The organism is Rhodoferax sp. P2_H8_2, assembly GCF_056403235.1.
The window spans coordinates 310,199-323,938 of sequence record NZ_JBFUFW010000003.1 but is presented as its reverse complement, the minus strand read 5'-3'; the positions used below and the strand labels follow the sequence as shown (position 1 = coordinate 323,938).

At 58.7% G+C, this 13,740-nt stretch carries 16 protein-coding genes; 10 read left to right on the top strand and 6 right to left on the bottom strand.

The features are described from left to right. Positions 1-12 precede the first annotated feature (12 nt). Positions 13-1,425: a chromosomal replication initiator protein DnaA gene (dnaA, locus tag AC1DV6_RS07150; protein WP_477976523.1), complete on the bottom strand. Its 1,413-nt coding sequence runs from the start codon at positions 1,423-1,425 to the stop codon at positions 13-15. Between the two features lie 204 nt (positions 1,426-1,629). Here dnaA and rpmH point away from each other — a divergent pair, with 204 nt between their 5' ends. From rpmH to AC1DV6_RS07120, 6 genes are all read left to right on the top strand, one after another. Further along, positions 1,630-1,764, top strand: a complete 135-nt coding sequence (gene rpmH / locus AC1DV6_RS07145; protein WP_006299042.1) for a 50S ribosomal protein L34 — start codon at positions 1,630-1,632, stop codon at positions 1,762-1,764. 79 nt (positions 1,765-1,843) lie between these two features. Then, positions 1,844-2,242, top strand: coding sequence for a ribonuclease P protein component (locus AC1DV6_RS07140; RefSeq protein WP_477976991.1), 399 nt, complete (start codon positions 1,844-1,846; stop codon positions 2,240-2,242). Beyond that, a complete protein-coding gene (gene yidD, locus AC1DV6_RS07135; protein ID WP_477976522.1) occupies positions 2,239-2,511 on the top strand; it encodes a membrane protein insertion efficiency factor YidD in 273 nt (90 codons plus the stop codon). The genes AC1DV6_RS07140 and yidD overlap by 4 nt, the downstream gene beginning before the upstream one ends. Next, complete coding sequence (gene yidC / locus AC1DV6_RS07130; protein WP_477976521.1) at positions 2,508-4,226, top strand: membrane protein insertase YidC; 1,719 nt, start codon at positions 2,508-2,510, stop codon at positions 4,224-4,226. Before yidD ends, yidC begins: the two co-directional genes overlap by 4 nt. A gap of 94 nt (positions 4,227-4,320) precedes the next feature. Then, positions 4,321-5,700, top strand: coding sequence for a tRNA uridine-5-carboxymethylaminomethyl(34) synthesis GTPase MnmE (gene mnmE / locus AC1DV6_RS07125; RefSeq protein WP_477976519.1), 1,380 nt, complete (start codon positions 4,321-4,323; stop codon positions 5,698-5,700). A gap of 52 nt (positions 5,701-5,752) precedes the next feature. Next, positions 5,753-6,466 carry a hypothetical protein gene (locus AC1DV6_RS07120; RefSeq protein WP_477976517.1) on the top strand — a complete coding sequence of 238 codons (714 nt, stop codon included), beginning with the start codon at positions 5,753-5,755 and terminating at the stop codon, positions 6,464-6,466. A 12-nt stretch (positions 6,467-6,478) separates the two neighbouring features. Here the strand turns inward: AC1DV6_RS07120 and AC1DV6_RS07115 are convergent, their stop codons facing one another. Then, positions 6,479-7,033, bottom strand: a complete 555-nt coding sequence (locus tag AC1DV6_RS07115) for an adenine phosphoribosyltransferase (RefSeq protein ID WP_477976515.1) — start codon at positions 7,031-7,033, stop codon at positions 6,479-6,481. Between the two features lie 79 nt (positions 7,034-7,112). Beyond that, the gene (locus tag AC1DV6_RS07110; RefSeq protein ID WP_477976513.1) at positions 7,113-9,098 is read right to left on the bottom strand and encodes a monovalent cation:proton antiporter family protein; all 1,986 of its coding nucleotides are present in this window, start codon (positions 9,096-9,098) and stop codon (positions 7,113-7,115) included. 44 nt (positions 9,099-9,142) lie between these two features. Here AC1DV6_RS07110 and AC1DV6_RS07105 point away from each other — a divergent pair, with 44 nt between their 5' ends. Genes AC1DV6_RS07105 through AC1DV6_RS07090 form a run of 4 tightly spaced genes read left to right on the top strand, consistent with a single transcriptional unit; the run spans position 9,143 to position 12,100 of the window. Beyond that, entirely contained in the window at positions 9,143-10,144 is a 1,002-nt protein-coding gene (locus AC1DV6_RS07105) for a KpsF/GutQ family sugar-phosphate isomerase (RefSeq protein WP_477976511.1), read from the top strand. After that, positions 10,144-10,689, top strand: a complete 546-nt coding sequence (locus tag AC1DV6_RS07100) for a KdsC family phosphatase (protein WP_477976509.1) — start codon at positions 10,144-10,146, stop codon at positions 10,687-10,689. Before AC1DV6_RS07105 ends, AC1DV6_RS07100 begins: the two co-directional genes overlap by 1 nt. Continuing rightward, positions 10,689-11,297: an LPS export ABC transporter periplasmic protein LptC gene (gene lptC / locus AC1DV6_RS07095; protein WP_477976507.1), complete on the top strand. Its 609-nt coding sequence runs from the start codon at positions 10,689-10,691 to the stop codon at positions 11,295-11,297. The genes AC1DV6_RS07100 and lptC overlap by 1 nt, the downstream gene beginning before the upstream one ends. Positions 11,298-11,323: 26 nt before the next feature. After that, positions 11,324-12,100 carry an SDR family oxidoreductase gene (locus AC1DV6_RS07090; protein WP_477976505.1) on the top strand — a complete coding sequence of 259 codons (777 nt, stop codon included), beginning with the start codon at positions 11,324-11,326 and terminating at the stop codon, positions 12,098-12,100. A gap of 72 nt (positions 12,101-12,172) precedes the next feature. Here AC1DV6_RS07090 and AC1DV6_RS07085 read toward each other — a convergent pair whose 3' ends face one another. The 3 genes from AC1DV6_RS07085 to AC1DV6_RS07075 all read right to left on the bottom strand — a co-directional run bounded on the left by AC1DV6_RS07085 (position 12,173) and on the right by AC1DV6_RS07075 (position 13,599). Then, positions 12,173-12,601, bottom strand: a complete 429-nt coding sequence (locus AC1DV6_RS07085) for an RNA recognition motif domain-containing protein (RefSeq protein ID WP_477976503.1) — start codon at positions 12,599-12,601, stop codon at positions 12,173-12,175. A 165-nt stretch (positions 12,602-12,766) separates the two neighbouring features. Continuing rightward, a complete protein-coding gene (locus AC1DV6_RS07080) occupies positions 12,767-13,012 on the bottom strand; it encodes a zf-HC2 domain-containing protein (RefSeq protein ID WP_477976501.1) in 246 nt (81 codons plus the stop codon). Further along, the gene (locus tag AC1DV6_RS07075) at positions 13,009-13,599 is read right to left on the bottom strand and encodes a sigma-70 family RNA polymerase sigma factor (protein ID WP_477976499.1); all 591 of its coding nucleotides are present in this window, start codon (positions 13,597-13,599) and stop codon (positions 13,009-13,011) included. The genes AC1DV6_RS07080 and AC1DV6_RS07075 overlap by 4 nt, the downstream gene beginning before the upstream one ends. Positions 13,600-13,740 lie beyond the last annotated feature (141 nt).

The window sequence follows — 13,740 nt, the reverse complement described above, 5'->3', positions numbered from 1 at the left end:
CTTGTTTTTTGATTAGCCCTTGAGCGTTTGCTCCAGGACGTGCAACTGCTGGTTCAGCTCGGTCATTTGCTGGCGCTCGCCGCCAATTTTCCGGACCGCATGCAACACCGTTGTGTGGTCGCGCCCGCCGAACAATTCTCCGATTTCGGGAAGGCTCTTTTGTGTCAGCTCCTTGGCCAGGTACATCGCAATCTGGCGCGGGCGGGCAATGCTGGCCGGGCGCTTCTTGGAGTACATGTCGGCGACCTTGATCTTGTAATAGTCGGCCACCGTTTTCTGGATGTTTTCCACCGAAATCTGCCGGTTCTGGATCGACAGCAGGTCGCGTAGCGCTTCACGGGCCAGCGCAATCGAGATCTCTTTCTGGTTGAAGCGGGAGTACGCCAGGATCTTGCGCAGCGCGCCTTCGAGCTCGCGCACGTTGGAGCGCACGTTCTTGGCAACGAAGAATGCCACTTCCTCGGGCATTTCCGAGCCTTCGGAGCGCGCCTTGTTGATCAGGATGGCGACCCGCATTTCCAGCTCCGGCGGCTCGATTGCCACCGTCAGGCCGGAGTCAAAGCGCGAAACCAGGCGCTCATGGATGTCTGCCAAGCCCTTGGGGTAGGTGTCGCTGGTCATCACGATGTGTGACTTTTTGGCCAGCAGGGCTTCAAAGGCGTTGAAGAACTCCTCTTGCGTACGGTCTTTGTTGGCAAAGAACTGCACATCGTCAATCAACAAAAGATCGAGCGAATGGTATCGGGCCTTGAATTCGTCGAAAGTCTTGCGCTGATACGCCTTAACCACATCCGAGACGAACTGCTCGGCGTGGATGTAGAGAACTTTGCTTCCGGGCTTATCAGCAAGTAAGCGATTACCTACTGCATGCATCAAATGGGTTTTCCCCAGACCGACACCGCCATAGATAAACAAAGGGTTGTAAAGATGGCCCGGAATCGTCGCCACATGCATCGCGGCAGCGCGTGCCATGCGGTTGGCCGTACCCTCCACCAGTGTCTCGAAAGTGAGCATGCTGTTGAGTCGGTTCTTGGACTCGCCGGGGGCTTTTTCCTCGACAAACTCAGGCGTCTCGTCAGCCGCAATGGGTTCTGCCGCACGAGGTCCGGCATTAGATCTGATAACAGCTTCTCTGGGAGTAATCGCTAACTCAACGTGAATTGGCTGGCCATACATCTTCTCCAGCATGGCAGCGATCCGCGTGCTGTACTGGGCGCGAATCCAGTCCAGCTTGAAGCGGTTGGCGACAAAAATTGTGACCCTGGACATGTCCTCCCGCACCTGTGCGTGCAGCGGTTTGATCCAGGTGTTGAACTGCTGTTCCGGCAGTTCCTGGGCCAGTTGGTCTGTGCAGCTTTGCCACAGGCTGGCGCCTATATCCGTACTTGCCGCATCGCCGGCAAGGGGCGTGTTTCCCTCATGCATTGTTCTAGTATCTTCTGTGGATAGATATTCTTGGTTTAACCGGTCATTGTAGATTATCAATAGCTTATCCACAATTTGGGGAAACCACCCGGAACTTGCGGTACTAGGATGTAAAAGACCGCCAAGGTGTTGCCGGGATTAAGAAAGTTTGCGATAATCGTCGGTTCCCCTGATTGTGTTCGGGGCGACTAGATAGAGATTATTATGAAACGCACTTACCAACCTTCCAAAATCCGCCGCGCCCGTACCCACGGTTTCCTGGTTCGCATGAAGACCCGTGGCGGCCGTGCCGTGATCAACGCGCGCCGTGCCAAGGGCCGCAAGCGTCTGGCCGTCTAAGGTTTTGCAAAGCCGGGGCTTGCGCACTGAGCGGCACAGGCTTTCGGCTTACGGACTTGTCTGAACGTATTGCGTGACGGTGCACCGGTTACTGACACGCCCGCAGTTTCAGGCTGTCTTGTCGGGGCGGACTCTGGCCCGTACCGCGCACTTTGCCTTGCATTTCGTGGCTCTGCCACTACCTGCAGACGATGTGCCTACGGCTGTTCATACAGTCCTGTTTGCCGGAACGGGTCCCTGGATGGGGGCCATGGTTCCCAAACGATGGGCCAAACGTGCCGTGACCCGCAACACCATCAAACGCCAGATCTATAACGTGAGTTCGGATTTCAGCCCCCAACTGCAGGCCGGTGCCCATCTGGTTCGCCTGCGTTCGGGGTTTGACCGCACCGTGTTCATCAGCGCCTCCTCGGATGCGTTGAAATCGGCTGTGCGCGCTGAACTGCAACAGCTGTTCACACTGGGCCTTCGGCCATGATGCGCGCTGCGCTGATTGCGGTCGTCAAGGGCTATCGCCTGCTGCTTAGCCCCTGGCTGGGCTCGTCATGCCGGTTCGAGCCTACCTGTTCCCAGTATTCCCTGCAGGCCCTGCAATCGCATGGCGCGGCGGCGGGTGCTTATCTCACGGTGGCGCGTATCGCGCGCTGCCATCCCTGGTGCGAAGGGGGTCACGACCCCGTTCCTGCACAAGCCCCGCGTCTGTTTGGCCGCTGGCTCCCAACACCCTCTGAAAAGAAAACGTCATGAACGATATTCGCCGCACCATCCTGTGGGTGATTTTTGGTTTCTCCATGGTCATGTTGTGGGACCAGTGGCAAGTGCATAACGGTAAGAAGGCCACATTCTTCCCCGGCCCCACGCACAGCGCGGCCCCTGCTGCTACGCCCGCTTCGGCTCCAGTGGCACAAAACGGCGTGCCTTCAGCTACGCAATCGACGGCGACAGTTCCCTCGACCGCCGCGCCTGCACAAGCAGCACCTGCTGCGCCCAAAGAACAGTTCATAGTCACCACCGATGTGCTGAAGATGACCTTCGACACCGAAGGCGGCTCGTTGGTGCGGGTGGAGTTCCTGAAGCACCTCGACATGGCCAAGAAGGATCACAACTTCGTGCTGCTGGATGATGGCGCAGACCGTGTCTATCTGGCGCAAACTGGCATCATTGGCGGCGTTGCTGGCAGCGCAACATTCCCGACGCACAAGACAGTGATGAAAGTCACCGGCGCGCGCAATCTGAAGGATGGCGAGTCCGAGCTCCAATTGAAGTTCGAGTCACCCGAAGTCGGCGGCTTGAAGCTCACCAAGACCTACACCATCCGCCGCGATGCCTATGACATCGCAGTGCGCCACGAAGTCAGCAACCTCTCAGCCCAGCCAGTGGCGCCCCAGCTGTATCTGCAGTTGGTCCGCGACGGCAACAAACCTTTGGGTGAATCGTCTTTCTATTCCACCTTCACTGGTCCTGCTGTCTATACAGATGCCAAGAAATACCAGAAGGTCGAGTTCTCTGACATCAAGAAGAAAAAGGCGGACTACGAGCACAGCGCCACCAATGGCTACGTCGCGATGGTGCAGCATTACTTTGCCAGCGCCTGGATATTGGCCGACGGTGTGTCGCGCACGATTTCTCTGGACGCCACCGACATTGGCTCCACGGTGCCTGATTGCTGCTACCGCGCGTCAATGATCACGCCGATCGACACCATCGCGCCGGGCACCAGCAAGGCGGTCGACGCGAAGTTCTTTGCTGGTCCGCAAGAAGAAAAGAAACTGGAAGCGCTGACGCCTGGCCTGGAGTTGGTCAAGGACTACGGCATCTTCACGATTCTGGCCAAGCCCATGTACTGGCTGCTGGACAAGCTGCACGGAATTATTCAGAACTGGGGCTGGTCCATCGTTGCACTGGTGCTGCTGCTGAAGATCGCCTTCTACTGGCTCAATGCCAAGGCGTACGCCAGCATGGCGAAGATGAAGGCCGTCAATCCCAAGATCATGGAAATGCGCGAGCGCTTGAAGGACAACCCGCAGCAGATGCAGCAGGAGATGATGAAGATCTACCGCGAGGAAAAGGTCAACCCTATGGGGGGCTGCTTCCCCATCATGATCCAGATTCCGGTGTTCATCGCGCTGTACTGGGTGTTGTTGTCCAGCGTGGAAATGCGTGGCGCGCCGTGGATTATGTGGATCCACGATCTGTCGTCGCCCGATCCTTATTTCATCCTGCCTGTGTTCATGACCCTGACCACGCTGCTGCAAACTGCGCTGAACCCCGCACCGCCGGATCCTATGCAAGCCAAGATGATGTGGTTCATGCCGCTGGCTTTCAGCGTGATGTTCTTCTTCTTCCCGGCTGGCCTGGTGATGTACTGGATTACCAACAATATCTTGTCCATCGCGCAGCAGTGGATCATCAACACTCGCATGGGTGTGCCGCCGCAGTTCAATCTGCCAAAATTTAAGTAACCCCCCGAAGCGCCTTCGGCGCCTCCCCCCAGGGGGCGACACCAGTGGCCCGGCAAAGCCGGTTCCACGGTGTCTCTGGCTAAACTCCCCCTCTATGCTTCCCCGCCACAACGATCCGATACTGGCCATCGCCACTGCCCCCGGGCGTGGTTCGGTCGGGATCGTGCGTGTCAGCGGCAAGAACCTTGCGGCTTTCATTGCGGCTTTGCTGGGGCGCAACCTCAAGCCGCGTGATGCGACCTACCTGCCTTTCAACGATGCCCAAGGCCAGCCGATTGACCAGGGCCTGGCGCTGTTCTTCCCCAACCCGCATTCCTTTACCGGCGAAGACGTACTGGAGTTGCAGGCCCATGGCGGGCCGGTGGTGTTGCAATTGCTGCTGGCGCGTTGCCTTGAAGTCGCCGCACAGGTTTTGCCGGGTTTGCGACTCGCAGAACCCGGTGAGTTTTCCGAGCGTGCCTTTCTGAACAACAAACTCGACCTGGCGCAGGCCGAAGCCATTGCCGACCTGATAGACGCCAGTACCGAAGCGGCGGCGCGCAGCGCCAGCCAATCGCTCTCCGGTGTGTTCTCGCGCGAAGTACATGCACTGCGCGATGCCTTGATCCAGTTGCGCATGCTGGTCGAGGCCACGCTGGATTTCCCCGAAGAAGAAATCGATTTCCTGCAAAAGGCAGATGCTGTCGGGCAATTGACGCGTCTGCAAAACGGTGTGACTGGTGTGTTGGCACACGCATCCCAAGGCGCCTTGCTGCGCGAAGGCATACAGGTCGTCATTGCCGGGCAGCCCAATGCAGGGAAGTCTTCGCTGCTCAATGCGTTGGCGGGCGCCGAGTTGGCCATCGTGACGCCGATTGCCGGCACGACGCGCGACAAGGTGCAGGAAACCATACAGATCGAAGGCGTGCCCATCCATGTGGTGGACACGGCAGGGTTGCGTGACAGCAGCGACACGGTGGAGCAAATGGGCATTGCCCGTGCCTGGGACGCCATAACGCAGGCCGACGTAGTGCTTTTTTTGCACGATCTGACACGCGCCGATGCTATAGATTACATAGCTGCTGACGCACAGATTACGGGCGCCCTGGGCCAAAAACTCTCCAAATCCGTACCCGTGATCCATGTCTGGAACAAGGCCGATGCAGCGCAGGGCACGCCACGCGAAGGACTTACGCTATCTGCCAAAACCGGCGCAGGCTTGGATGCGTTGCGCGCGCGACTGTTGCAAGCCGCGGGATGGCAGGCTCCTGCGGGCGGTACGTTCATCGCCCGCACCCGACATCTGCAAGCCTTGCGTCAAGTACAGGCCCATTTGCAGGCGGCGGCAAGCCACCTGGCAGCACAGGCGCAGTTGCTTGACCTGTTGGCGGAAGAGCTGCGCCTGGCGCAGAACGCCTTGGGTGAAATCACCGGGGAGTTCAGCTCGGACGATTTGCTGGGCGTCATCTTCTCCAAGTTTTGCATTGGCAAGTAGGCTGAACTGCACTAGATTTACACCATTACAAGCGTTTGCGAGACAAATACCCATGTCCCTCTTCCAATGGTTGTCCAAGAAGCCCCGACCCAGAGCGGCGCCCGCACCCGAAAGTTCGGGGCTGGGCCACGTGGACGCGACGCTGCACTCATCAGGGCGCGGGCGGATGGATGTGGGTTCAGGAAGCCATGCGGCGACCCGCAAGTCTGAACGTCTGGAGCGCCGGGAGTTGCTATACGCCGTGGTTCGGCAGTCGATGACACGTGCCGGAGTGTTGTCTTCGAGCTACAAATTCAAGGTGTTGTCGCTGGATTCGCGGGGCCGACAGTACTTGATCATGATGGACATTGCCCGGCAGTATGCAGCAGAGACTGCACGCTTTGCGGAGATCGAGGGTGAGGTTACAAAGAACGCCAAGACACACCACGACATAGTGGTGACATCCGTCTATTGGCGCGTCAATGAGCATGTGACCACGGGTCTTTCCAGGCAGGCGGCACCGGTTTCTGCGCCGGCCCCGCTGAGTGCAGCGCCCGCAGTCGCCGCTGCACCTGCCAAGCCTCGCTTCGAGCCGTTGCAAGCGGATGAGGTAGCGGCTTTCAAGCAAGCCTTGGCCAATGGCGTTGCGAAAACACCGTCGCCGTTGCGTGGCGAAGTCGAAAAGTCAGGGCGCCGCAATCCGGCACCACAGCCGGTGTTTCAAGACACCCAGCTTGACGATAGCCACTCCCCATTGAGTGGCACGCAATACGGTGATTTGAATTGAGCCGGCCTCTGGCTAGTGGCCAGCGAAGTCGACCAGCGTAAATAGCGGCAATCCGGAATCGCGCAGTTTCTGTGAACCGCCCAATTCGGGCAAATCCACAATCGCCGCACCTTCGATCACCGTTGCACCCAGGCGCTCCAGTAACTTCTTGCCCGCCATCATCGTGCCGCCAGTGGCGATCAGGTCATCGATCAGTACGACCCGGTTGCCGGGTTTCACTGCGTCGGTATGCAGCTCGACCGTTGCGCTGCCATATTCCAGCTCATAGGTTTCTTCCACCGTCGTGAACGGCAATTTGCCTTTCTTGCGAATCGGGACGAAGCCTACGTTGAGTTCATAGGCGACCACGGCACCAACGATAAAGCCGCGCGCATCCAGCCCAGCCACCACATCAGGGCGCACATTCGCGTCCATGTATCGGTGCACAAACGCGTCGATCAATACCCGAAACACTTTGGCATCCTGTAGCAAAGGCGTGATGTCGCGGAACTGCACGCCGGGTGCCGGCCAGTCCGGCACGGTACGGATATGGTCGCGAAGGTATTGGTTGACGCTCAAGTGCTGCATGGTTGGGCCTGCGTGAATGGGTTGCTTGCTTGGTACCTGAAAGGCACGCTATTGTGCAACGTGCGCGAAGGGGATGAACTCAGGCACCCAGCAGCTTTTGTTCGGCGAGCGCCAGTGCGCTGGCTTTGCCGGACAGGACCAGCGTGTCGCCGCCCATCAGCTCGGTCTCGTCCGCCGGAGCGATGGTCTTGCCGCTGCTGCGCCGCAGACTCACGACGCGCACGTCCAGGGTCGTCAATGCGTAATGCGCCAGTGTCCGATTCGCCGTGTTTGCAGCCTCAGGCAGAGTCACGGTGGACAGACGTTCGTGTTGCAGCTCATCGACCGAATTGTCATCTGCACCATGGAAATATCCGCGCAGCAGGTTGTAGCGCGCATCGCGCTGGTCCTGAACGATGCGGATCACGCGGCGCATCGGCACACCCACCAACGCCAGCGCGTGGCTGGCCAACATCAGTGAGCCCTCAATGGCTTCTGGCACGACCTCCGTGGCTCCGGCGGCTTGAAGCTTCTCCAGGCTATGGTCATCTTGCGTGCGCACGACGACGGGCACTTTGGGTGCGTGCTCATGGATGTGGTGCAGGACCTTGAGGCTACTGGCTTCTTCCAGATAGGTGATCACGACGGCGCTGGCGCGGGCCAGACCGGCAGCCATCAATGCCTGCAGTCGTGCGGCATCGCCAAACACTACGTTGTCGCCAGCGGCAGCAGCCTGACGCACCCGGTCCGGGTCCAGATCCAAGGCCATATAAGGAATGCCTTCAGCTTCCAGAATGCGCGCCAGATTCTGGCCGCAACGGCCGTAGCCGCAGATGATCACGTGGCGGTTCGAGTTGATAGACTTGCGCGCGATTGTGGTCATCTGCAAGGACTGTTGCAGCCATTCGCTGGCAACCAGTTTCATGACGATACGGTTGCTGTACATGATGACGAACGGCGTCATCAGCATGGAGATCACCATGCTTGCCAGAATCGGGTTCAGCAGTGCGGGTGGTACCAGTGCATTTTTTTGCGCCAGCGTCAGCAACACGAAACCGAATTCGCCGGCTTGCGCCAAGTACAGCCCAGTACGCAGCGCAACACCCGGGGAAGAGCCCAGCGCGCGCGACAAACCCATCACCAGTGCCGCCTTGAACAGCGTTGGCACTATCACCAGCAGCAATACAAGCGGCCAGCGCTCCAGCACGAGGCGCCAATCGAGCAACATGCCGATGCTGATGAAAAACAGGCCCAGCAGCACATCGTGGAACGGGCGAATATCGGTTTCCACCTGGTGCTTGAACTCGGTTTCTGAGATCAACATACCGGCAATGAATGCACCCAGCGCCAGGCTCAGCCCTGCCATTTCCGTTAACCACGCCAGCCCCAGCGTGATGAACAGCAGGTTCAATACAAATAATTCTTCGGTCTTGCGCCGCGCCACCAGCGTGAGCCAGCGCCGCATTACATGCTGCCCACCGACCAGCAACACGGCGATCAGCGCGGTAGCTTTCAGGCCGGCAATCAGCAAGGCACTGACCAGACTCTCTCCTGGCGCGGCCAGTGCTGGCACCAACACCAGCAAGGGCACCACGGCCAAATCCTGGAAAAGCAGCACACCCATGACCCGTTTGCCGTGTTCGGACTCCAGCTCCAACCGCTCCACCATCAACTTGACCACGATGGCCGTGCTACTCATGGCCAGCGCACAGGACAGAGCCAGCGCGGCTTGCCAAGACATACCCCATAGTGTTGGGGACAGGGCAGACAGGCCGATCGTGAAGGCGGTGGCAACGACGATTGTGACAGCCACCTGCAATAGCCCAAGACCAAATACGTGGCGCTGCATCACACGCAGCTTGGGCAGGTTGAACTCGAGTCCGATCACAAACATCAGGAACACCACACCAAATTCACCCAGGTAACGCACGCTCTCTGCATCGTGTGACAGCGCCAGCGCGTTGGGCCCAATGAGAATTCCGACGGCAAGGTAGCCCAGCATCGGCGGCAACTTGAAAGAACGGCACACCACGACGCCCAATACAGCGGCGAGCAGGTAAAGCAGTGTGATTTCAAGTGCATGCATGCTGCAATACTAGCAAGCGCAGTGCCACTCTATAAAATGCCAGTATGACCACCTCCCCCGTCTCCAGTTCCGCGACCGTTGCATCGCGGGCGATTACGCTGGCACAAGAGACTTTTGATATTGAGGCGGCAGCCGTACTGGGGCTAAAGACGCGTGTCAACGCATCCTTCGCGCATGCGGTCGAGATGGTGCTGCGCATCCCGGGCCGTGTCGTAGTGATGGGCATGGGCAAGAGCGGGCACATTGGCCGCAAGATCAGCGCGACGCTGGCGTCGACCGGAACGCCCGCGATGTTTGTGCACCCGGCCGAGGCCAGCCATGGCGATCTGGGCATGATTACGCCGGTCGATCTGGTGTTGATGATCTCCAACAGCGGCGAATCCGAAGAGATAGCCGCTATCCTGCCGGTGCTCAAACGGCTGGGCACGCCGCTGATTGCGATGACTGGCTACGCCGATTCGACGCTGGCGCAGCATGCCGACGTCTGGCTGGACGCCGGCGTTGAAAAAGAAGCCTGCCCCTTGAACCTGGCGCCTACTGCAAGCACGACGGCGCAACTGGCTATGGGGGATGCGCTGGCGGTGGCGCTGCTGGACGCGCGTGGATTTCGCGCCGAAGACTTTGCGCGCTCGCACCCCGGTGGCGCGCTGGGTCGCAAGCTGTTAACCCATGTCAGCGACGTCATGCGTTCGGGCGATGCCGTCCCCATGGTGCCGCCCGATGCGAGCTTCAGCGTTCTTATGCGTGAAATGAGCGCCAAGGGGCTGGGCGCGACGGCCGTTGTGGACAGCAATCAACAGGTCATCGGCATCTTCACAGACGGTGACTTGCGCCGCCTGGTCGAGCAAGGTATTGATCTGCGCGAAAAGACCGCGCAAGAGGTCATGCACCGCCACCCCAGTACCGTGAAACAGGATGCGTTGGCGGTGGATGCTGCGGATTTGATGGAAAGTAAGCGCATTACCAGCGTGTTGGTGGTGGATGCGCAGGGCAAGCTGTGCGGCGCACTCAACAGCAACGACCTGATGCGGGCGAAAGTCATTTAATGCAGCCAGTCATTCAATTCGACCCCGCCCTGCTACTGAAAGCACAAGGCGTCAAAGTGGCTTTCTTCGATGTGGACGGTGTGCTGACCGATGGCAGCCTGCTGTATTCCGAAGCTGGCGAAACCCTCAAGCGCTTCAACACACTGGATGGCCACGGACTTAAGCTACTGCAAAAAGCCGGCATTACACCGGTGATTGTTACTGGCCGTGATTCGCAACCCTTGCGCAACCGGCTTGCAGCTTTGGGCATTACCCATGCGCACTTCGGTACGGAGAACAAACTGCCCGCTGCAGAACAATCCTTGCAGGCCTTGGGGTTGGACTGGGGTCAGGCGGCCGCGATAGGGGATGACTGGCCGGATTTGCCCATGTTGCAGCGCAGTGCCTTCGCTTGCGCTCCGGCCAATGCCCATGTTGAAGTTTTGCGGCGCGCCCATTACGTCACGACCGCCCAGGGGGGCCACGGCGCCGTGCGTGAATTTTGCGACGTGCTGATGGTTGCCAGCGGCCGCTACGTCAACCTGTTGCAAGAGTACCTGTCGTAATGCATTTGCTCAAAGACGCGTGGGAGCGGTTTCTGCTGTATTTGCCGTTGGCATTTATGGGTCTATTGGCATTGGGCAGCTATTGGCTGGTGCGCAGTACACCAGCCCCAACGACCTCGGATATTCAGCGCGCCGTTCGGCATGACCCGGATTATTTTCTGGAAGGCTTCACGCTCAAGACCTTTGACGCCAGTGGCCGCATTCGTACCGAAGTATTCGGCGCCAAGGCGCGACATTACCCCGATACCCAATGGCTGGAGATTGACGGCATTCGCATTCGCTCGTTCGATGACAAAGGCCGCCTGACCACGGCCCGTGCCGACCGCGGGCTGACCAACGAAGACACCTCGCAGGTGCAACTGATTGGCGACGCCATTGTGGTCCGCGAAGCCGAAGGCAGCGGCGCCAAGCCCGTACCCCGTATGGAGTTTCGCGGGGAGTTCTTGCATGCGTTCATGCAAACCGAAATTGTGAAATCCCACAAACCTGTGCAATTGCAGCGCGGCGCTGACCACTTCAGCGCTGACAGCATGGAATTTGACAACGTGGATCAGGTGCTACTACTCAAGGGCCGCGCGCGCGCCAGCCTGATGCCAGGAAAACCTTAGATTACGTCACTTGTCAGGGAAAACCGATGGCCCCCCTTATCTTCATCACCGGTGCATCCAGCGGCATAGGCCAAGCTTTGGCGTGGCGTTTTTACACGGCGGGTTATTCGTTGGCGTTGGTGGCGCGTCGCACGGAAGAAACTGCTGCGTGGGCGCAAAGCCAGGGCCTGGACCCCGAGCGCTTCCGTGTTTACGGTGCCGACGTATCGGTCATGGACAACATCATCGCGGCGGGGCAGCAATGCATTGCGGCGCAAGGCGTGCCCGATGTGGTGATTGCCAACGCAGGCATCAGCGTGGGCGTGGACTCTTCCTGCCGTGCCGATCTGGATGACATGGCGCGTACCTTCGCGACCAACAACCTGGGGCTGGCCGCCACGTTTCATCCATTTATTGAAGCCATGACCAAGCGCGGTTCGGGAACATTGGTCGGTATTGGCAGTGTGGCCGGTATCCGCGGCCTGCCTGGGCACGGTGCTTACTGTGCCAGCAAGGCAGCGGTAATTGCCTACTGCGAGTCGTTGCGCGGGGAGTTGAAAGGCGACGGCGTCAAAGTGGTGACGATATGCCCCGGATATATCGACACACCGCTGACGCGCCAGAACCGATACTCCATGCCATTTTTGATGCAGGTGGAAGATTTCGCCGACAAGGCGTTTCATTCCATTGCAACTGGCGACAGCTACCGGGTGATCCCGTGGCAAATGGGCGTTGTGGCCAAGTTGCTGCGCGCATTGCCGAACTGGCTTTATGACAAGGCTCTGGCGGGTAGGCCGCGCAAGCGCCGTAGTCAAGAGACCTGATCAAAATGCGGCAGGCATGAAAAAAGGGCCCGAAGGCCCTTGTTTGATTTGCGTGGCAAATCGGTTTGCTGCTTAGTAGCTGCTACGACCACCGCCGTAACCACCACCGCCGCCACCGCCGGAGCGGCCACCGCCACCACCGCCGCCGTAACCACCACCGCCGCCACCGCCGGAACGACCGCCACCGCCGCCGTAACCGCCGCCGCCAGCGCCACCACCGAAGCCGCCGCCGCCAGTGCGGGGAGGACGGGGTTCCATCGGACGGGCTTCGTTCACCACGAGACCACGGCCACCGAATTGTTGACCATTCATGCCGTTGATAGCAGCTTGTGCTTCAGCGTCAGAACCCATTTCCACGAAGCCGAAGCCCTTGGAGCGGCCAGTGTCACGTTCCATCATGACTTTGGCGCTGGAAACGGAACCGTGTGCTGCAAAAGCTTGTTGCAGATCTTCGTCACGGAAAGAATAGGGCAGGTTGCCCACGTAAAGTTTGTTGCCCATGCTAGGACTCCTAGAAATAACTCAAAACGCGATGGAGTCCATAACCGCAATCAACAAACCAGTGAAGACTTAAAGCAGACGCGAAACTGACTAAACACCGCAAACTAACATACCACCCCGAAGGCAGGCATGCCGACCCATTATGCGTCAGATTATTTTAGTTGCCTAATTTTTTTGCGAAATGGCATCTGATGGGGTGTCGGAACCCACTAAATCCGCGGAATCCGTGTAATTACGCCACAGTTGCATGCTGTTGCGCATGGTGATTACCTGGCGCTGGAACCGTGGGCAGGCCTCGCATGCCGCCATGTGAAATCTTAGCGCCAGACGCTCGGTCAGCCGCAATTCGCGGTCCTCGCCCGCGATCAGCAAGGCTGCGACTTGTTTGCAGGTGCGTTTCAAAGGCATCATGGGGCGTTCTTCTTCATGAACCAGTTGAGTTCAAGGCATTCCCGAAGCCGTAAACGGGCCCGGTGCAGTTGTACATACAGATTGGTCGATGTCAGGCCCAATTCCTTACAAATCTCTTCGCAAGAGAGTTCCAGCCATTCCCGCATCAAGAACAGGCGGCCCTGGGCGGCTGGCAATTGGTTGGCGCAGGCTTCCAGTATCTCGAAAAATTGCCGGGTGTTGGCTTGGCTCTCGGGGTTGCCCCAGTCGGCCGGGGTCTCGGCAAAGTGGCCATCGGCCCTGAAAGCAATGAAATCCAGCGGGTCGGAATCGGAATCCGGATCGGTTTGCGGGGTGCTGACCTCCCGGCTATGGTGTCGCAGCGCGTCCACCACCTTGTGTTTCAGGATTCCGACCAGCCAGGTTTTGAGCTGGGAGCGGCTACCAAAGCTTTGCGGCTTGGCCAGTGCGGCCAGTATGGTTTCTGATACCGCGTCCTCCGCCCAAGTCTCATTGCGCAATTGCAAGCGCGCGAATTTGAGCAAATAGACGTGCAGATCGGCAACCTGTTGTTCAAAGGATGGCATGGCAGGGGGCGCAGCAGGCATGGCCGCCAGTGTACGTTCAGCGCCGGAGCTCCTTTATCCGAAAAATTTTGAGGTGGTTTGTAAGAAACCGCCGACCCCACAGACTAAACATCAACCAGCCAATGCTGCATACACTGCAAGGGCGTTTCTGGTTGTTTTATT